General features: G+C 62.2%; 18 protein-coding genes. 7 read left to right on the forward strand and 11 right to left on the reverse strand.

The features are described 5' to 3' along the window. Nucleotides 1–182: 182 nt before the first annotated feature. The 6 genes from CKW09_RS13265 to pspA form a co-directional block, all read right to left on the reverse strand. Complete coding sequence (locus CKW09_RS13265; protein ID WP_061795142.1) at nucleotides 183–1,244, reverse strand: YcjF family protein; 1,062 nt, start codon at nucleotides 1,242–1,244, stop codon at nucleotides 183–185. Further along, nucleotides 1,241–2,638, reverse strand: coding sequence for a YcjX family GTP-binding protein (locus tag CKW09_RS13270; RefSeq protein WP_061795141.1), 1,398 nt, complete (start codon nucleotides 2,636–2,638; stop codon nucleotides 1,241–1,243). Before CKW09_RS13270 ends, CKW09_RS13265 begins: the two co-directional genes overlap by 4 nt. Next, nucleotides 2,619–2,885, reverse strand: a complete 267-nt coding sequence (gene pspD, locus CKW09_RS13275) for a phage shock protein PspD (protein WP_073970230.1) — start codon at nucleotides 2,883–2,885, stop codon at nucleotides 2,619–2,621. The genes CKW09_RS13270 and pspD overlap by 20 nt, the downstream gene beginning before the upstream one ends. Before the next feature lie 102 nt (nucleotides 2,886–2,987). After that, nucleotides 2,988–3,347 (reverse strand): envelope stress response membrane protein PspC, encoded by a 360-nt coding sequence (pspC, locus tag CKW09_RS13280; protein WP_061795139.1) that lies wholly within the window; start codon nucleotides 3,345–3,347, stop codon nucleotides 2,988–2,990. Further along, nucleotides 3,347–3,574: an envelope stress response membrane protein PspB gene (pspB, locus tag CKW09_RS13285; protein ID WP_061795138.1), complete on the reverse strand. Its 228-nt coding sequence runs from the start codon at nucleotides 3,572–3,574 to the stop codon at nucleotides 3,347–3,349. Before pspB ends, pspC begins: the two co-directional genes overlap by 1 nt. A 60-nt stretch (nucleotides 3,575–3,634) precedes the next feature. After that, the gene (pspA, locus tag CKW09_RS13290) at nucleotides 3,635–4,300 is read right to left on the reverse strand and encodes a phage shock protein PspA (RefSeq protein ID WP_061795137.1); all 666 of its coding nucleotides are present in this window, start codon (nucleotides 4,298–4,300) and stop codon (nucleotides 3,635–3,637) included. A 184-nt stretch (nucleotides 4,301–4,484) separates the two neighbouring features. Here pspA and pspF point away from each other — a divergent pair, with 184 nt between their 5' ends. Further along, nucleotides 4,485–5,489, forward strand: coding sequence for a phage shock protein operon transcriptional activator (pspF, locus tag CKW09_RS13295; protein ID WP_061795136.1), 1,005 nt, complete (start codon nucleotides 4,485–4,487; stop codon nucleotides 5,487–5,489). Between the two features lie 193 nt (nucleotides 5,490–5,682). Here pspF and zigA read toward each other — a convergent pair whose 3' ends face one another. Genes zigA through folE2 form a run of 3 tightly spaced genes read right to left on the reverse strand, consistent with a single transcriptional unit; the run spans nucleotide 5,683 to nucleotide 8,359 of the window. Then, nucleotides 5,683–6,870, reverse strand: coding sequence for a zinc metallochaperone GTPase ZigA (zigA, locus tag CKW09_RS13305; RefSeq protein ID WP_061795135.1), 1,188 nt, complete (start codon nucleotides 6,868–6,870; stop codon nucleotides 5,683–5,685). Between the two features lie 12 nt (nucleotides 6,871–6,882). Beyond that, nucleotides 6,883–7,443 carry an LbetaH domain-containing protein gene (locus CKW09_RS13310; RefSeq protein ID WP_061795134.1) on the reverse strand — a complete coding sequence of 187 codons (561 nt, stop codon included), beginning with the start codon at nucleotides 7,441–7,443 and terminating at the stop codon, nucleotides 6,883–6,885. Further along, complete coding sequence (folE2, locus tag CKW09_RS13315; RefSeq protein WP_061795133.1) at nucleotides 7,433–8,359, reverse strand: GTP cyclohydrolase FolE2; 927 nt, start codon at nucleotides 8,357–8,359, stop codon at nucleotides 7,433–7,435. The genes CKW09_RS13310 and folE2 overlap by 11 nt, the downstream gene beginning before the upstream one ends. Nucleotides 8,360–8,565: 206 nt before the next feature. Between folE2 and sapA the strand changes: the two genes are divergently transcribed. The 6 genes from sapA to CKW09_RS13350 all read left to right on the forward strand — a co-directional run bounded on the left by sapA (nucleotide 8,566) and on the right by CKW09_RS13350 (nucleotide 15,466). After that, complete coding sequence (gene sapA, locus CKW09_RS13320; RefSeq protein ID WP_061795132.1) at nucleotides 8,566–10,215, forward strand: ABC transporter substrate-binding protein SapA; 1,650 nt, start codon at nucleotides 8,566–8,568, stop codon at nucleotides 10,213–10,215. Next, a complete protein-coding gene (sapB, locus tag CKW09_RS13325) occupies nucleotides 10,212–11,177 on the forward strand; it encodes a putrescine export ABC transporter permease SapB (RefSeq protein WP_061795131.1) in 966 nt (321 codons plus the stop codon). Before sapA ends, sapB begins: the two co-directional genes overlap by 4 nt. Continuing rightward, a complete protein-coding gene (gene sapC / locus CKW09_RS13330) occupies nucleotides 11,164–12,054 on the forward strand; it encodes a putrescine export ABC transporter permease SapC (RefSeq protein ID WP_061795130.1) in 891 nt (296 codons plus the stop codon). Before sapB ends, sapC begins: the two co-directional genes overlap by 14 nt. Then, nucleotides 12,054–13,046, forward strand: a complete 993-nt coding sequence (sapD, locus tag CKW09_RS13335) for a putrescine export ABC transporter ATP-binding protein SapD (protein WP_061795129.1) — start codon at nucleotides 12,054–12,056, stop codon at nucleotides 13,044–13,046. The genes sapC and sapD overlap by 1 nt, the downstream gene beginning before the upstream one ends. 1 nt (nucleotide 13,047) lies before the next feature. Further along, nucleotides 13,048–13,860 carry a putrescine export ABC transporter ATP-binding protein SapF gene (gene sapF, locus CKW09_RS13340; RefSeq protein WP_061795128.1) on the forward strand — a complete coding sequence of 271 codons (813 nt, stop codon included), beginning with the start codon at nucleotides 13,048–13,050 and terminating at the stop codon, nucleotides 13,858–13,860. Between the two features lie 421 nt (nucleotides 13,861–14,281). After that, a complete protein-coding gene (locus CKW09_RS13350) occupies nucleotides 14,282–15,466 on the forward strand; it encodes a CMD domain-containing protein (protein ID WP_061795127.1) in 1,185 nt (394 codons plus the stop codon). A gap of 52 nt (nucleotides 15,467–15,518) precedes the next feature. On the opposite strand, the gene CKW09_RS13355 is transcribed toward CKW09_RS13350, so the two are convergent. Beyond that, nucleotides 15,519–16,436 carry a LysR family transcriptional regulator gene (locus CKW09_RS13355; protein ID WP_061795126.1) on the reverse strand — a complete coding sequence of 306 codons (918 nt, stop codon included), beginning with the start codon at nucleotides 16,434–16,436 and terminating at the stop codon, nucleotides 15,519–15,521. Between the two features lie 64 nt (nucleotides 16,437–16,500). Next, nucleotides 16,501–17,670 carry a serine-type D-Ala-D-Ala carboxypeptidase DacD gene (gene dacD / locus CKW09_RS13360; protein WP_061795125.1) on the reverse strand — a complete coding sequence of 390 codons (1,170 nt, stop codon included), beginning with the start codon at nucleotides 17,668–17,670 and terminating at the stop codon, nucleotides 16,501–16,503. Between the last annotated feature and the right edge of the window lie 77 nt (nucleotides 17,671–17,747).

Here is a 17,747-nt window from a genome sequence, read left to right on the forward strand (position 1 = left end):
CGCAAGCAGATAACACCATCGGCGTCATTTTAGTCTATTTACAGATAGTTATTATAAACAGAATTAATTTTGCAGAGAATTATAATGCCTTCGCAGGGGGATCGACTGTCGTCAAGCAAGGGTTACGTCAGGAGAGTCAGCGCTCGGGAGAGGCGACGCCGCGGTCGGGCGTCGCCTGCCGATCATTGCGGCTTGCCGCCGCTTTTTTTCAGCGTGTCTTTCAGTTGGCCGACCAGCTGGCTGCGGAAATCGCCGAGCTTCGGTTTTTCCCCCTCCAGCCACGGCAGCGGCCGGCACAGCTCCATCGCCTTGATGCCGAGCCGGGCGGTCAGCAGGCCGGCGCCGATGCCCTGCGCCGCGCGCGCCGAAAGCCGCGCCGCCAGATCCTGCGACATCCAGTCCATGCCCACCTCGCGCACCAGCTCTGAGGCGCCGGCGAAGGCGATGTTCAGCAGCACCAGCCGGAACAGCCGAATACGGCTGAAGTAGCCCAGTTCGATGCCGTACAGCGCCGCAATGCGGTTGATCAGCCGAATGTTGCGCCAGGCGATAAACGCCATGTCCACCAGCGCCAGCGGGCTGACGGCGATCATTAGCGTCGACTCGGCGGCGGAACGGCTGATTTCGCGGCGCGCCTGGTTGTCCAGCACCGGTTGCACCAGCTTGGCGTACAGCTCCACCACTTCCCGATCGTTCTGGGTTTCATGCAGCGAGGCCTGCCAGCGCTGCAGCGCCGGATGCCCCTGATCCAGGCCGGCCTGCCGCGCCAGCTTCTCGCAAAACTCGCGCCCCTTGCCCAAACCGTGGCTGTGCAGCAGTTCGCGCGCCACGTCGCGCTCCTCGGCCCGTTGGCGCAGGCGGTACAAGCGGCGCCATTCGCTCACCACCGATCCGACGCCGGCAAACACTATCAGCCCGCCGGCGACGCCGCCGCCCATGGCGATCCAGTCCTGCTGCACCCAGGCGCCATGCACCCATTGCACGCCCTGCGCCACCACGCTGGCGCCGAACAGCGCCAGACCGGCGGTGACCATTTTACGCCACAGGCTGCGCTTCGGCTTCAGCGCCGCGTTGATGATGCCTTCGGCGCGCCCTTCTTCCTCTTCCTGCTGCAGCTCGGGCGCCGCCGGATAAAAGCTTTCGGCCTGCTCGGGATCGAAGGCCACCCCGGCGCGCAGCACCGGCTCCTGCGGCGGCTGCAGCGGTTCTTCAAAATCGATACGCGGTTTGATCGGCTCGCTCATCGCAACTTATCTCCCAGTAAAAACTCCATCACCGCATCCAGACGGATGTGCGGCAACGGACTGTCCACGCTCATCGCTCGCGGACGGAACTCGTCAAAATGGAATCCCTGATTTTGCCAGAACGCCGTTCCCGGCAGGCGAGCGGGCACTTCGCCGGGAAATACCGTCAGCGGCGCGCCGTCGCTCAGCCGGTTGCCCTTCAGCGCGGGAATGCGCTGGCCCTGATGGTCGACGATGCCGCTCTCGGTGGCCTGCACCGAGGCCAGGCCGACGCAGTCCATGCTGATGCCTTCAAACGCGGCGTTCTGCCACGCTTCCTGCACCAGCTGCTGCAGCAGCGACACCAGGTTGGCGTGCTGATCGGCGGTGATGTGGTCCGCCTTGGTGGCGGCGAACATCAGTTTGTCGATGGTCGGCGAAAATAGCCGGCGGAACAGCGTGCGCTTGCCGTAATGGAAGCTCTGCATCAGCTGAGTCAGCGCCAGGCGCATATCGTTGAACGCCTGCGGCCCGCTGTTGAGCGGCTGCAGGCAGTCGACCAGCACAATCTGCCGGTCAAAACGGACGAAGTGCTCTTTATAGAAGTTTTTAACGATCGACTGGCAATAATAGTTGAAGCGCGCACGCAGCATGCCGAAGTTGCTGTGCTTGTCGGCCTGCGCCAGCTTCGACTCGCCGAGGGCGTCGACGTTCGGCCAGGGGAAGAACTGCAGCGCCGGCGCGCCGGCCAGATCGCCCGGCAGCACGAAGCGCCCCGGCTGGATGAAATGCAGCCCTTCGCTTTTGCAGCGCAGCAGGTAATCGGTATAGGCCTGGGCGATCGCCGCCAGCTTATTTTCGTCGGCCGGGGCCAGCGGATCGCAGCTTTTACACAGCGCCAGCCAGGGTTTGGCCCATTCGGCGCGTTCGCCCTGCAACAGCCCGGCCATCTGGCGCGACCAGGCCAGGTAATCCTGCTCGAGCATCGGCAAGTCCAGCAGCCATTCGCCGGGATAATCGACGATTTCCAGATACAGCGTCGAGGTGTCCTTGAAATGCCGCAGCAAAGAGTCGTTGGAGCGATAGCGCAACGCCAGGCGGATCTCGCTGACGCCGCGCGTCGGGGTCGGCCAGCTCGGCGGGGTGCCGTACAGCTGCGCCAGCCCTTCGTCATAGGTGAAACGCTGGATGCCGAGGTCGCGCTGCGGAATGCGTTTCACGCCCAGCAGGCGGTCTTCGCGCACCGGGGAAAACAGCGGCATGCGCGCCCCGCTGTGCACGTGCAGCAGTTGATTGACGAAGGCGGTGATAAAGGCGGTCTTGCCGCTGCGGCTCAGGCCGGTGACCGCCAGCCGCAGGTGGCGATCCATTCCGCGGTTGACCAGCGAGGTTAACTCATTTTGCAGTCGTTTCATTCTTCTCCTTGGCATAACGCCCAAATACCTTGTTCAGGCCTTTGCGGAACAGCGGTTCCAGCACCAGCGCCAGCACAAAGCGAATCGGTTTGCGGCCGACGGCCTTCAGCAACCAGCCGGCGGCGCCCGCCGGGCCATAATTCAGTAACGCTATGATGATGACTTTAGACAATGTCTTCAACATTGCACCCGCTCCTTGTTTAAAACCAGCCGTTTTGGCGGCGTTCACCGTAGAGATTTTATTCATTAGCGATGCCCTCCGGCACAATAAGATTGAGTTCAACAGGATGATGCGGCAGGCGCAATGCCCGGCCTGCGTCATGCGCAGGCCAACGCAGCGCAAGAAGGGTTACAGCTTGCGGAAGCGGCTCTGCACGCCGAAGGTGTCGGACGTTACGTAGCGCTCAACCTGACGCAGCTGCTGTTCGCCGCTGCCCAGTTCATACTCCAGCTGATCGAGCAGCTGGCGCGGCGTTTTCCGATGTTCGCCGTCAAAACGGCTGGCCGGCGCTTCGTCCAGTACGAACACCAGCGCGATATAGGCCACCAGCGTGAAGAAAAACAGGCCGAAGAACAGCGACAGCACGGCAATCACGCGGATCAACCGCACCGGCACGTCGAAATAATGGGCCAGACCGGCGCAGACGCCTTTCACCATGCCCTCTTCAGGGACGCGATACAGCTTTTTACTGCCCAGAATATTGCTCATCAAGACTGTCTCCAGTTCGGGTGTTCCGCATCGAGGATCTCTTCCAGCGCCTGAATGCGTTCGCGCATGCGCCTGGCGTCTTCCGCCAGCTGCGCCAGACGCTGCATCTCCTGGTGGCTCAGTTGGATGCCGCTTTGTTGCCGGTTGCTGTAATGCAGCCAAAGCCAAATCGGTGCGACAAACAACACAAAGATTGTCAACGGAATGGCAAGTAATAGAGCGCTCATTTCTGTTCCTTTTTATCGGGTCTTTGGTGGGCGGCCAGCATGGCCCTGGCCGCCGTTGCCTTACTCGGCTCGATTCATTTTAGCCTTCAGCGCCGCCAGCTGCTCGCTGATGGCGTCGTCGGCTTTCAGCTCGGCAAACTCTTGATCCAGAGACTTCTTTTTACCGATGCTGACGCTTTCAGCTTCGGCTTCCATATGGTCGATGCGGCGTTCGAACTGCTCGAAACGCGCCATCGCCTCGTCCAGCTTGCCGCTGTCGAGCTGGCGGCGCACGTCGCGGGAAGAAGACGCCGCCTGGTGACGCAACGTCAGCGCCTGCTGGCGCGCGCGGGTTTCGGTCAGCTTGTTTTCCAGCTCGCCGATTTCGCTTTTCATGCGCGCCAGGGTTTCTTCCACCGTGGACACTTCCTGCGTCAGGGTGGCGATCAGGTCGGCCACCTTCTGCTTTTCGATCAGCGCCGCACGGGCCAGATCTTCCTTATCTTTGCGCAGCGCCAGTTCGGCTTTATCCTGCCAATCGTTGAGCTGGTTTTCACCCTGCTCGATGCGCCGCAGCAGCTGCTTTTTCTCCGCCAGCGCGCGCGCCGAGGTGGAACGCACTTCAACCAGCGTGTCTTCCATCTCCTGAATCATCAAGCGCACCAGCTTTTGCGGATCTTCCGCTTTATCCAGCAGGGTGTTGATGTTGGCGTTCACGATGTCGGCAAAACGAGAAAAAATACCCATAATTCACTTCCTCTTGGTTCTGATGGCGTCTGAAGCGCCGCGTTAAGTCGTACAGCTTGCCTAAAGATATAATCAAAACCCGTGCCAAGTTTTATTTTATTGAATTTAAACGATTATTTATTTTTGACTCTGAAAGCGCTTGCTGTAGAGTGATTATTTTAACCAAACATTGGCGAATTTCATCATGAGCGAACAGTTAGAGAATCTGCTCGGCGAAGCGAATGCCTTCGTCGACGTGCTGGAACAGGTCTCCCGGGTGGCCAAGCTGAACAAGCCGGTGCTGGTGATCGGCGAGCGCGGCACCGGCAAGGAGCTGATCGCTCACCGCCTGCACTATCTCTCCCACCGCTGGCAGGGGCCGTTTATCTCGCTCAACTGCGCGGCTCTGAACGAAAACCTGCTCGACTCGGAGCTGTTCGGCCACGAGGCCGGCGCCTTTACCGGCGCGCAAAAGCGCCATCTGGGCCGCTTCGAACGCGCCGACGGCGGCACGCTGTTCCTCGACGAGCTGGCCACCGCGCCGATGCTGGTGCAGGAAAAACTGCTGCGGGTGATCGAATACGGCCATCTGGAGCGCGTCGGCGGCAGCCAGCCGCTGCAGGTGGATGTGCGGCTGGTCTGCGCCACCAACGACGATCTGCCGGCGCTGGCGGCGGCGGGCAAGTTCCGCGCCGATCTGCTGGACCGGCTGGCGTTCGACGTGGTGCAGCTGCCGCCGCTGCGCCAGCGCCAGCAAGACATCATGCTGTTGGCCGAGCACTTCGCCATCCAGATGTGCCGCGAGCTGTCGCTGCCGCTGTTCCCCGGCTTTACCGAACGCGCCAGGGACAGCCTGCTCGGCTACGCCTGGCCGGGCAACGTGCGCGAATTGAAAAACGTGGTGGAGCGCTCGGTCTATCGCCACGGCACCAGCGGCCGGGCGCTGGATGAGATCATCATCAATCCCTTCGCCCCGCGTGAGAGCGCCCCGCCGCCCCTGGACGACGCGCGCGACGGCCTGCCGGCCCTGCCGCTGGATCTGAAGTCCTGGCAGCTGGAACAGGAAAAAACCTTGATCGAAGCGGCGCTGCGGCAGGGAAGATTTAATCAGCGCAAGGCGGCGCAACTGCTGGGGCTGACTTACCATCAGCTGCGCGGCATGTTGAAAAAGCATGCGCTGTTGCAAAACGGTGAGGCGGACGAGGAATAGCGGGCAAAAAAAAAGCCAGCACCCGAGCTGGCTTAAAAAACACTGGAAGCAATGTGAGCAATGTCGTGCCTTCCACATCAGAGCCGCAAACTGTGGCCTTCCGTGAACTGCCAGGCGATGATAATGGTTATCAGTATCACCTGTAAAGCACTTTGTTGAGAATTTTTCTCATTACCACACCGACGTTGTGCGATTACCATGCAGGAAACGGGTCCGCCATCTCCAGCCAATAGTCCAGGCCGGCGGCCATTTGGTCGTCGTCGAGCAGGCAGGCGTCCAGCATGCGGGCGATCTCCGCCTGGCGCAGATGCTGGCCGATAAACACCAACTCCTGACGCATGTCGCCGAACGGCTCTACCCACTTCTCCTGAATATGCGCACGGGTTTCTTCGTCCGGCGGCCAGTTATCCTGCGGAATAGCGCGCCAGAAGGTGCCCGCCAGCCCGTAATGGGCGATGCCGCCGGCCTGGCTCCACTGCCCGGCCTGGCGCGGCCGCGTCGCCAGCCAGAAGAAGCCCTTCGAGCGCAGCAACGTGCCGCCGCCCCAGTCGCCGTTGATCACCCGGTAAAACTTATCCGGGGCGAACGGCCGCCGGGCCTGGTAGACAAAGCTGCTGATGCCGTAGTTTTCCGTTTCCGGCACATGCTCGCCGCGCAGCTCTTTCAGCCAGCCGGGCGCCCGCTGCGCCTTTTCAAAGCTGAAGCTGCCGGTATTCAGCACCGCCTCCAGCGGCAGCTGGCCGGGAGAGATCGGCAGAATGCGCGCGTCGGGGTTCAGGCTGGCGAGCAGCGCCATCACCTCACCCTGCTGCCGCTCGCTCAACAGATCGGTTTTGCTGACCAGCATCACGTCGCAAAACTCGATTTGCTCGATCAGCAGATCCGCCACGCTGCGCAGATCGTCCTCGCCCAGGCTTTGCCCGGCCTCCTGCAGCGTTTGCGCCTGCCGGTACTGCCGTATAAAGTTCACGCCGTCGACCACCGTCACCAACGTATCCAGCCGGGCGAACTGCGACAGGCTTTCGCCGCGTTCGTCTGCAAAGGTAAAGGTTTCCGCCACCGGCAGCGGCTCGGAGATGCCGCTGGATTCGATCAGCAGATAGTCAAAACGCCCGGCCTGCGCCAGCTCGCGCACTGACACCAGCAGGTCCTCGCGCAGCGTGCAGCAGATGCAGCCGTTGCTCATCTCCACCAGCTTTTCTTCCTGGCGATCGAGCCGCACTTCGTTTTCCACCAGCGCGGCGTCGATGTTCACTTCGCTCATGTCATTGACGATCACCGCCACGCGCATGCCCTGACGGTTATTCAAAATATGGTTCAGCACCGTGGTCTTGCCGGCGCCGAGAAAGCCGGAAAGCACGGTTACGGGTAATGGACTCATGGGTTCCCTCACTTAAAACTCATTGCGCAATGCCTGGTAGCCGCGCACCAGTTCGACGTTGGTGGCGGCCACCTCTTCGGAAAATTGCAGCGCGCCGCGGTCCACCTGCGCATAAAGCGACAGATCGCTGTCGGCGCCGACGCGCTCGGTCGATGGGATATACCGATTCTCCGGCAGCGTCACGCCGTCGACCACCGCGTTGTAACGCACTACGCAGCCGGAGCGGATATGGCAGTTGAACAGCACGCTGTTGAAGCCGATAAACACCCGATCGTCGATGCGGCACGGGCCGTGCACGATGGCGCGGTGAGCGATGGAACTGAAGCGGCCGATGGTCACCGCCGCGCCGCTTTTGGAGTGGATCACCACGCCGTCCTGGATGTTGGAGTGCGAGCCGATCACGATCGGCTCCATCTCGCCGGCGGCGTTTAATTCATCGGCGCGGATCACCGCATAGGGGCCGACGTAAACAAAGTCTTCGACGATCACCCGGCCGCAAATAATGGCGGTGGGATCGATATAGGCCAACGGCGAGACCTGCGGCAGATGGCCGCTGGGGTTTTTACGCAGCATCGCCGCCCTCCCGCCAGCTCAGCTCCGCCACCGCGTTGTGGGCGTGCAGGCTTTCCTGATGTTCAACGCGCACCGAGAAGGCGCCGACGTCGCATTGGCTGCGCAGCATCTGGTACAGGCGACGCGCGGCGTCTTCGCAGAACATCAGATTCTGGCCATTGGCCAGGGCGAAGGCCTGCTCGTCGCGGCGTTTCACCAGCGTTTGCAGCGGCGTGCCCAAAGTATGTTCGATGCGGTCGATCAGGTTCACCGGGTTGAACGCCGATCCGCCGTCCGTCTGCCACACCGTCACCCAGGCCCAGCTTCGCTGGCTATGGGGCGTCGCCGGCATGCCGTGCTCCGCCAGCCAGTCGAGCACCTGTTGCGGGCTGACGCTCGCCGCCTGTTCGAAATCAAACTGAAACTGCTGCTGCGCCAGCTGGCGACTGAGCGCCGCCGAACTGGGGCAGGTGGAGGAATACGGCACCCCGATCTGCAGCGACAGCGCCAGCCGGTGGGTCAAGGCGGCATCGATGCGCAGCGGGTAGGCTTTCCAGCCGCGCTGCGGCGACAGCATCGCCGAACGCGACAGCAACAGTTCGCCGCCGATCCGCAGGCTGGCGCTGTCGCTGTGCTCCGGTTGCGAAGCCAGGAAGGCGCGCAGCGTGTTTTCGATGCGCCGCGGCGTCAGTTCGCCCTGCGTCAGCTCGTCCAGCGCCAGATACAGCCGCGACATATGAATGCCGCGGGCACCTGCGGCGCTGGGCCGCAAATTGATGCCGGCGTCCACTTTCGCCTGCAGCGGCTTGCCGGCCAGCTCCAGCGGCAGCGCTATCCCTTGCATCCCGACCCAGTCGAGCCCGACCTCGCTCATTTCACCCCGCCATGCCTGAGCGTCCGGCAGCGGCTGGCGCGGTGGAAGTGCAATTTGGTTCATACATCCCCTTGCGTTATTGTGACCTTTGCCGGGGAACGGTAACATGATATTGTTATGTTATAACATACTATATTGAATTTTTTTATCCGCCCGTTGACGCCTGCTCAATCAAGTAGCAGAAAACACAGCCATTTTGCGCAATGGATTGGGCAGACTGCCAGAGTGCGATACACTAACGCTATCGCTTATTAACCCATGAATCCTCTATGCGTGGTTTACCCCTTTGGATACTGTCGTTGTGCCTTACGGGCTCTGCCCTGGCCGCGACACCGCCCGCGCCCGCCGCGGCGCCACCGCTGCCGGACATTCGCCAGAGCGGCTTTGTCTACTGCGTCAGCGGCATACTGAATACCTTTAATCCGCAGATGGCCAGCAGCGGCCTGACGGTCGATACCCTGGCCGCCCAGCTGTATGATCGGCTGCTGGATGTCGATCCCTATACCTACCGGCTGATCCCCGAGCTGGCGCAGAGTTGGGAAGTGCTGGACAACGGCGCGACCTACCGCTTCCATCTGCGCAAGGACGTGCCGTTCCAGACCACCGCCTGGTTCAAACCCACCCGCAAGATGAACGCCGACGACGTGGTGTTCAGCTTCGCGCGGGTCTTCGACCAGAAGCATCCGTATCACGACGTCAACGGCGGCGAGTACCCCTATTTCGACAGCCTGCAGTTCGGCGATTCGGTGCAGAGCGTCAGAAAACTGGACGACTACACCGTCGAAATCCGCCTGCAGGCGCCGGACGCCTCTTTCCTGTGGCATTTGGCGACCCATTATGCGCCGGTGCTGTCGGCCGAATACGCCGATCGGCTGACGCACGAAGGCCGCCAGGAAATGATCGACCGCGAACCTGTCGGCAGCGGCCCATTCCTGCTCAACGAATACCGCTCCGGGCAATATATCCGCCTGGCGCGCAACGACGCCTATTGGAAGGGGCGGCCGCGCATGCCGCAGGTGGTGATCGATATGGGCGCCGGCGGCACCGGGCGGTTGTCCAAGCTGCTGACCGGCGAGTGCGACGTGCTGGCCTACCCGGCCGCCAGCCAGCTTTCGATCTTGCGCGACGATCCGCGCCTGCGCCTGACGCTGCGGCCGGGGATGAACATTGCCTACCTGGCGTTCAACACCCGCAAACCGCCGTTCAACGACCTGAAGGTGCGCCAGGCGATTTCGCTGGCGATCAACAACCAGCGCCTGATGCAGTCGATTTATTACGGCACGGCGGAAACCGCCGCCTCGATCCTGCCGCGCGCTTCCTGGGCCTACGACAACGACGCGCACGTCACCGAATACGATCCGGCCAAGGCGCGCGACATGCTGAAGCAGGCCGGCGTCGGCCAGCTGAACCTGAAGCTGTGGGTGCCGACCGCCTCCCAGTCTTACAACCCCAGCCCGCTGAAAACCGCCGAGCTGATCCAGGCCGATCTGGGCCAGGTGGGCGTCAAGGTCACCATCGTGCCGGTGGAAGGCCGTTTCCAGGAGGCCAGACTGATGGAGATGAACCACGATCTGACCCTCACCGGCTGGGCCACCGACAGCAACGATCCGGACAGCTTCTTCCGGCCGCTGCTGAGCTGTGCGGCAATACGTTCGCAAACCAACTATGCTCACTGGTGTGACCCGGGCTTCGATGAGGTGCTGCAGGACGCGCTGCTGTCGCAGCAGCTGTCGCAACGCATCGACAGCTATCGCAAGGCGCAAAAGATTCTCGAGCGGCAGTTGCCGGTGTTGCCGCTGGCGTCGTCGCTGCGTTTGCAGGCCTACCGCTATGACATCAAGGGGCTGGTGCTGAGCCCGTTCGGCAACGCCTCGTTTGCCGGGGTATACCGTGAGTCCGCGGAGGAGGCGAAAAAGTGATTATCTTTACCTTGCGCCGCATCCTGCTGCTGCTGATTACGCTGTTTTTCCTGACGCTGGTCAGCTTCAGCCTGAGCTACTTCACGCCGCGCGCGCCGCTCAACGGCGCCGCGCTGCTGGATGCCTACCAGTTCTACTTTGTCAGCCTGCTGCACTGGGACTTCGGCGTCTCCAGCATCAACGGCCAGGCGATCAGCCAGCAGCTGCGCGAAGTGTTTCCCGCCACCATGGAACTGTGCCTGCTGGCCTTTACCCTGGCGCTGTTCATCGGCATTCCGCTGGGCATTATCGCCGGCGTGATGCGCGGCAAATGGCAGGACACCGCCATCAGCACCTTTGCGCTGCTGGGCTTTTCCATGCCGGTATTCTGGCTGGCGCTGCTGCTGATGCTGTTCTTCTCGCTGCACCTCGGCTGGCTGCCGGTTTCCGGCCGCTTCGATCTGTTATACCAGGTGAAGCCGATCACCGGCTTTGCCTTGATTGACGCCTGGCTGTCGGATTCGCCATACCGTTCGGAAATGATCGGCAGCGCGCTGCGCCACATGATCCTGCCGATCGCCGCGCTGGCGGTGGCGCCGACCACCGAGGTGGTGCGCCTGATGCGCATCAGCACCGACGACGTGCTGAGCCAGAACTACATCAAAGCCGCCGCCACTCGCGGGCTGTCGCGCCTGACCATCATCCGCCGCCACGTGTTGCACAACGCGCTGCCGCCGATCGTGCCCAAGCTGGGGCTGCAGTTCTCCACCATGCTGACGCTGGCGATGATCACCGAAATGGTCTTCAGCTGGCCGGGCCTCGGCCGCTGGCTGATCAACGCCATTCGCCAGCAGGACTATGCGGCGATCTCCGCCGGGGTGATGGTGGTCGGCACGCTGGTGATCACCATCAACGTGCTGGCCGACATTTTGGGCGCCGCCACCAACCCGCTGAAACATAAGGAATGGTATGCCCTTAGATAACGTATACCGCGAAAAGAAAATGCCGAGCCCGCTGCGCTACACCTGGCGGATTTTTTACGGCGACGCGCTGGCGATGATTGGCTTTTACGGCGTGATCGCCCTGCTGCTGCTGTCGCTGTTCGGCAGCCTGCTGGCGCCCTATGCGCTGGATCAGCAGTTCCTGGGCTATCAGCTGCTGCCGCCGTCCTGGTCGCGCTACGGCAACGTTTCGTTCTTCCTGGGAACCGACGACCTCGGGCGCGATATCCTCAGCCGCCTGCTGACCGGCGCCGCCGCCACCTTCGGCTCGGCGCTGCTGGTAACGCTCGCCGCCGCCTTCTTCGGGGTGATCCTCGGGGTGTTCGCCGGCGTCACCCACGGGCTGCGCTCGGCGGTGCTCAACCATATTCTCGATACCCTGCTGTCGATCCCTTCGCTGCTGCTGGCGATTGTGGTGGTGGCGTTCATCGGCCCCAAACTCGAGCACGCGATGCTGGCGGTGTGGCTGGCGCTGTTGCCGCGCATGGTGCGCACCATCTACAGCGCGGTGCACGACGAGCTGGAAAAGGAGTATGTGGTGGCGGTGCGGCTGGACGGCGCGTCCACGCTGCAGATCCTGTGGTATGCGGTGATGCCGAACATCGCCGCGGTGCTGGTGACCGAGTTTACCCGCGCGCTGTCGATGGCGATCCTGGACATCGCCGCGCTCGGTTTTCTCGATCTCGGCGCGCAGCTCCCTTCGCCGGAATGGGGCGCCATGCTCGGCGACTCGCTGGAACTGGTCTACGTGGCGCCCTGGACGGTGATGCTGCCCGGCGCGGCGATCCTTGTCAGCGTGCTGCTGGTTAACCTGTTGGGCGACGGTATGCGCCGCGCAATCAATGCCGGAGTGGAATAATGCCGTTACTTGATATCCGCAATCTGACGATTGAATTTATGACCGCCGACGGGCCGGTCAAGGCGGTTGACCGCGTCAGCATGACGCTGAGCGAAGGCGAAGTGCGCGGCCTGGTGGGCGAATCGGGCTCCGGCAAGAGCCTGATCGCCAAGGCCATCTGCGGCGTGACCAAAGATAACTGGCGCGTCACCGCCGACCGTTTCCGCTTCGACGATATCGACCTGCTGCAGCTGACGCCGCGCGAACGCCGCAGGCTGGTCGGGCACAACGTGTCGATGATTTTCCAGGAGCCGCAGTCGTGTCTCGATCCCTCCGAAAGCATCGGCCGCCAGCTGGCGCAGGCGATCCCGGGCTGGACCTACAAAGGCCGCTGGTGGCAGCGCTTCAACTGGCGCAAACGCCGCGCCATCGAGCTGCTGCACCGCGTCGGCATCAAGGATCACGACGACATCATGGGCAGCTTCCCCTATGAGCTGACCGAAGGCGAATGCCAGAAGGTGATGATCGCCATCGCGCTGGCCAATCAGCCGCGGTTGCTGATCGCCGATGAGCCGACCAACGCCATGGAGCCGACCACCCAGGCGCAGATCTTCCGCCTGCTGGCGCGGCTCAATCAAAACAACAGCACCACCATTTTGCTGATCAGTCATGATTTGCAGATGATGAGCAAATGGGCCGACCGGGTGAACGTGCTGTACTGCGGCCAGACGGTGGAAAGCGCGCAGTGCGAAGATCTGCTGGCGGCGCCGCACCACCCTTACACCCAGGCGCTGATCCGCGCCATGCCGGATTTTGGCCGCTCGTTGCCGCACAAGAGCCGGCTGAACACCCTGCCGGGCGCCATTCCTTCGCTCGAGCATTTGCCGATCGGCTGCCGGCTGGGGCCGCGCTGCCCGTATGCGCAAAAGAAATGCATCGAGACGCCGCGCCTGCGCCCGGTGAAAAACCACTTCTTCGCCTGCCACTTCCCGCTCAACATGGAGGAGCAATAATATGGAAACGCTGCTGGAAGTGCGCAACCTGAGTAAAACCTACCGCTACCGCACCGGGCTGTTTCGTCGCCAACACGTGGAGGCGGTGAAGTCGGTCAGCTTTACCCTGCGCGAACGGCAAACGCTGGCGATCATCGGTGAAAACGGCTCCGGCAAATCGACGCTGGCCAAAATGTTGTCCGGCATGGTGGAGCCGTCGGGCGGCGAACTCCTGATCGACGATCGCCCGCTGGAATACGGCGATTACCGCTATCGCAGCCAGCGCATCCGCATGATTTTCCAGGATCCGAGCACCTCGCTCAATCCGCGTCAACGCATTGGCCAACTGCTGGACGCCCCGCTGCGCTTGAATACCGATCTCGAGCCGACGGAGCGCGAACAGCGCATCAACCAGACGCTACGCCAGGTCGGCATGCTGCCGGATCACGCTTATTACTATCCGCATATGCTGGCTTCCGGCCAGAAGCAGCGCGTGGCCCTGGCGCGGGCGCTGATCCTGCAGCCCAAGGTGATCGTCGCCGATGAAGCGCTGGCGTCGCTGGATATGTCGATGCGTTCGCAGATCATCAACCTGATGCTGGAACTGCAGGAAAAGCATGGTATTTCATATATCTATGTAACCCAGCACCTCGGCATGATGAAGCATATCAGCGACCAGGTGATGGTGATGCACGAAGGGGAAATCGTCGAGCGCGGCAGTACCGCGGAGGTGCTGGCGGCGCCGCTGCATGAGCTGACCAAACGGCTGATCGCCAGCCACTTTGGCGAAGCGCTGACCGCCGACGCCTGGCGCCGCGACGGCGGGCGGTTCTGACCGCGCCGCCGCCATCGGATGACGGAACCCGCTCAGGCGGGTTTTTTATCGCCGCGGCTTAGCCAAAAAGCGCAGATACAAATTACATTTTTGCTATATAACATTATATTTTATTCCTTTCAGTTATTGATTAGCACGTAACATTATTTTATCTCGCCAATGCGATCGGTGAGGATATCCCCTACGTTGAGCTTATTGAACGACAGGATATCGCACTGATGAACAGCCCCCGCAATCGCCGACTCGCGCAGTTTCTGCTCGCTTTAGCCGCAGGTTTCTCTGTTTATGGTCACGCCCTGTGCGGCGATGAACCCTATTGATCCTGCCACATTGCTTGCCCGTCCGCGGGCGCTTGCCTTGCCATCGGGTCGCCTCTGCTGCTTGCAGCGGCGGCCGTTGCTCATGATTAAGGATTGACCCTATGGAACTACTCCGTCGACAACACAACGCCCAGTGGTATCACGAAACTCAGAGCAGCGTGCGCGGTGAAACTCCGCTGGAGCCGCAGGCGGCCACCATCCGCGACCGCTTCCTGCTCGGGCTGGGCGCCTTTGCCGACGAAGCGCTGAACACCGCGCTGACCGCGCGCGCCGGCGTTTTCAGCGCCTCGCTCGCCGGCTATCACGCGTTGTTCCCGGATCAGGTGGCGCTGTCGCGATTCGTGACATTGTCACCCTACGATCGCCTCAGCACCGCGCTGACCGTCGCGCAGGTGACCGGCGTGCAATCGCTTTGTAGCCACTACGCCGCCCGCCTCGCCCCGCTGCACAGCCCAGACGCCTCCCGAGAAAGCAATATCCGCCTCGCCCAGATCACCCAATACGCCCGCCAACTCGCCAGCCAACCGACGTTAATCTGCCCCAAAGCGTTGCAACAGCTCGCCGATGTCGGGCTGAGCCCGGCGGATATCGTGACCTTCTCGCAGATTATCGGCTTTGTCAGCTACCAGGCGCGGGTGGTCGCCGGCGTCGCCGCGCTGGCCGGCCGCCCCACCGTGGTGGTGCCCGGCTTTCCGCATATCGACGACGCGGAAGGCATCGCTTTCAGCGACCGGGAGCTGGCGTGGCAATCGCGACTGCCGGGGATCAACGAGGAAGACGCCAGCGCCGAGCAGCTCGACGTACTGGACCAAAGTCACCCGCAGGCCCGCACCGAGTCTTACTACCTGCTGCTGGCGCACGACGCGCCCGCGCTGCGCGAGCGCAATGGCGTATTCAACAGCATCAACGCCGACGGCTACGGGCTTTCCGCCAGGCTGAAGGCGCTGGCCACCCTGGCGGTATCGCGCATTAACGGCAGCCGGTATTGCGCCGCCACGGTGGCGCAGGACATTCAGCAGCCGGCGCTGGTGAACGCGCTGTTTGTCAACGTCGCCGAGGGTGCGGAAAAAGCGGATAACCCGGTCAGCCAGGCGGTGATCCGCGTGGCCGCGGACCTGACGCGGGCGCCGGAGAAGTTCACCCCGCAGAGCGTGCGGCCGCTGTTCAACAGCGGACTGAATCAGGCGCAGGCGCTGGATGTGATCCTCACCGGGGCGCTCTATGCCTGGGAGAACCGACTGCGGCAGACGCTGGGAGAAACGGTGCGCTACGGCGACGAAGCATAAATAATGGCCCCGTGCGGGGCCATCGAGGAGAACGCAGGGATTGCCGCGGCGGTCACGCCCCTGGGTGCGCGTTCTGTTTACGCAGCCACTCGCTGGCGGCGTCGAAAAACTTCTGCGCCAACGGCGTCGCGCGTTCCGGCACATCGACCACCACCGCCGCATGACGCGACATGGCAGCGATGGCGATAGGCCGACGATGCAGCGCCGGCGTCATTTCCGGCAGCAGGTTGCCGTGCGGGAACAGGCCGCAGCCGAGACCGACAAAAATCCCTTCCAGCAGCTGGAATATCGAGGTGGTTTCCAGGCGCGGATGCAGGGTCAGCCCGGCTTCGCGGAAGTACTGATCGAGATAGCGGCGGAAATAACGCGTCGGTTCCGCCAGGCATAACGGCAGCGCGGCCACCGCTTCCAGCGGCAGCGGCGTGTCGCCGACCAGCTTGGGAAAATGCTGCGGGTGGAACACCAGCTCCACGCCGGTTTCCGTCAGCGGCTGCGACTGGAAATGCAGCTCTTTCAGCGTCGTCAGTTCGAAGAAGCCGATGCCGATATCCACGGTATGCGCCGTCAGCGCCTCCAGCAGCTGATCGGCGCTCAGCACCGCCACCCGGTAGTCCAGATGCGGGTAACGCTCGCTGACCGCCTTGAGCATTTCCGCCAGCGAGATGCTGCACTGCGGTACCACGCCGAGGCGCAGCGTGCCGTTGAGGCCGTGCTTCAGCGACTCCACCTCCAGCTTCAGCCCCTGGTAGACCGACACGATTTCTCGTGCCCAGGCCAGCACCCGTTCGCCCTCGGCGGTAAAACCGCCGAAATTGTTGCCGCGGTTAATCAGTGAGACGCCCAGCTCTTTCTCAAGATTTTTCAAGCGCATGGACAAGGTCGGCTGGCTGACGAAGCTGGCCTCGGCCGCGCGGCCAAAGTGGCGTTCACGCTCAAGATTACACAGGTAGATCAGTTGTTTAATATCCATAACGCGGCTCATCAATAGGCATACGCGCTAATTATACCATCGCGTGACGGCTTGCGCCCGGCCATCACACCTTCAGTTTCACGTAGTCCATCAGGCGCGAGAACATCCCGCCCTGTTTCACCGGCTGCAACACCACCAGCGGCAAGGTTTTCAGCAGCTGTCCGTTATCGCTGATGCGGATCTCGCCCACCGTCTGCCCCTGGGTCAGCGGCGCGTCCAGCCGTTTGACGTTCAGTACGTACTGCGCCTTCAGCTTGTCCGCCTCGGCCTTCGGCAGGCTCAGGAACTGATCCTGCGCGCTGCCCACCTGCACCTGGTGGCGATCGCCATACCACACCGGCTCTTGCCCCAGGCTCTGCCCGGCGCTGAACAGGTGCACGGTGGCGAAATCGCGCAGCCCCCAGGTCAGCAGCTTGCGCGCCTGTTCCTCACGGCCTTTGGGGCTTTTCCCGCCCATGACCACGGCGATCAGGCGCCGGTCGCCCTCGGTGGCGGAGGCGATGATGTTAAAGCCGGCCGATGCGGTATGGCCGGTCTTCAGGCCGTCGACGTGCAGGGTTTTATCCCACAGCAGGCCGTTGCGATTCTGTTGGGTGATGCCGTTCCAGGTCAGCGATTTCTCGCTGTACATGTGATATTCGGCCGGTTCGCTCATGATGATGGCGCGAGAAATCACCGCCAGATCGCCGGCGGTGGTGAACTGCCCTGGCGCATCGAGGCCGTGCACGGTTTCAAAATGGGTATTCTGCAGGCCCAGCTGGGCGCTTTTCTCATTCATCAGCTTGACGAAGTTGGCCTGGCTGCCGGCCACGTAATCCGCCATCGCCACGCAGGCGTCGTTGCCGGAGTCGATGATGATGCCGCGGCTGAGGTCGCGCACCCTGACCCTGTCACCAGGCTTCAGGAACATCAACGAAGACCCTTTGAATACCGGGTTGCCCTGCGCCCAGGCGTCTTTCCCCACCGTCACCACGTCGTCCAGGCCGATTTTATGCTGGTCGAGCGCGTGATCGATCACCAGCCCGGTCATCAGCTTGGTCAGGCTGGCGGGGTTGCGCCGCTCGTCCGGGTTGCCGGCGGCCAGCACCTGCCCGGTGGTGTAATCCATCAATACATAGGAGGCGGCGTCTATCGCCGGGGGCGTACTCGCGGGAAAGTTGAACGGCGCATCCGCCGCCTGCGCCGCCAGCGGCAGCAACGCTGCGCCGATCGCGGCCAATACCGTACGTTTCAAGGGAGGTTCCTCAGGCCCTGCGGGCGAAATAAAATACCAATACAATCCGTGGCATAGCCTGCATCAATTCGGCGCTC

Source organism: Serratia ficaria (genome assembly GCF_900187015.1).
In the GTDB taxonomy this organism is placed as follows: Bacteria; Pseudomonadota; Gammaproteobacteria; order Enterobacterales; family Enterobacteriaceae; genus Serratia; species Serratia ficaria.